The organism is Melaminivora alkalimesophila (genome assembly GCF_000282995.1).
In the GTDB taxonomy this organism is placed as follows: domain Bacteria; phylum Pseudomonadota; class Gammaproteobacteria; order Burkholderiales; family Burkholderiaceae_C; genus Melaminivora; species Melaminivora alkalimesophila.
Map to the genome: position 1 here is coordinate 1 of NZ_ALEE01000456.1, position 947 is coordinate 947.

At 72.0% G+C, this 947-nt stretch carries 2 protein-coding genes, 1 tRNA gene and 1 pseudogene; 1 reads left to right on the top strand and 3 read right to left on the bottom strand.

The window, feature by feature from the left end; all coding sequences use genetic code 11:
* On the bottom strand, window positions 1-222 hold a 222-nt coding region (locus tag A612_RS17695; RefSeq protein WP_206536117.1), incomplete at its 3' end, for a hypothetical protein.
* 75 nt (window positions 223-297) lie between these two features.
* On the opposite strand from A612_RS17695, the gene A612_RS08885 reads away from it, so the two are divergent.
* Window positions 298-597 (top strand): hypothetical protein, encoded by a 300-nt coding sequence (locus A612_RS08885; RefSeq protein WP_019374147.1) that lies wholly within the window; start codon window positions 298-300, stop codon window positions 595-597.
* 43 nt (window positions 598-640) lie between these two features.
* Here the strand turns inward: A612_RS08885 and A612_RS08890 are convergent.
* Window positions 641-716: transfer RNA gene (locus A612_RS08890), tRNA-Thr, on the bottom strand.
* A gap of 39 nt (window positions 717-755) precedes the next feature.
* Window positions 756-947 (bottom strand): annotated as a pseudogene (locus tag A612_RS17375) (ClpXP protease specificity-enhancing factor); the annotation flags it as partial.

Consider the following 947-nt stretch of genomic DNA (forward strand, 5'->3'; position numbering starts at 1 on the left):
GTTGCGGCTGCCGAAAATCTTGGTCAGGAAGTTGGTGGCCATGCGGGCGGGGCCGCGCTGCGCGCCAGCAAGGGCGGCAGGGCGAGCGGTATCCAGTAGTGGTGTGAATCCGGACACGCCGCGGCGCGACCACGGGCCGAACTGCGGCGAAACAGGCCATTCTACCTGCGCGTCCCGGAGCGCTCCTGCCTGGCCCGCACGGAAGCCGCGTGCAGCCGGCACGGGGCGCTGGCGCGCGGATAATGGCCCGCTTGCCGCCGCCCGGCGCATGCACCCCGCACTGGAGCCCAAGAAGCCATGAACCGCCGCCACTACGCCATCTCCGTCCACCAAGCCAGCCAGGAGTCGCCGACGCTTGCCCAGCTGGCGGCGCTGGCGCGCGAATCGAGCGAGCGGCTGCGGGCGCTGGAGCCCCTGATTCCTCCGCTGCTGCGCCCTGCCCTGCAGGCCGGACCCATCGAAGGCGACCGCTGGTGCCTGCTGGTGCGCAACAACGCGGCCGCCGCCAAGGCCCGGCAACTGTTGCCGGCCTTCGAGGCGCACCTGCGCAGCAAGGGATGGAACGTGAATTCGATCCGCTTGAAGGTGCACTCCTGAGGACGGAGCGCGCGGATCGGGGGCAGCGAAGGGCTGCGGGAAGTGGTGCCGGCTGTCGGATTCGAACTGACGACCTACCGCTTACAAGGCGGGTGCTCTACCAACTGAGCTAAGCCGGCAAGACGGCCATTGTAGCCCGCAAACCGGGCCCGGCCGACTTACTTGACGCGCTTGAGGGAGGGGCGGGCCCCACCCTGCGGCGGGTGCGGCGGGCGCGGGTCCGGGCCGTCGCCGTCCACCCCGGGATCCTGCGGCCCGGGCGCGTCCTCGCTCCGACCCGCTGCATCCACCGATTGCAGCTGCACCACCGGGCGCGCGCCGGCAGCGGCCGGTGCGCCCGCCGGCAGCGG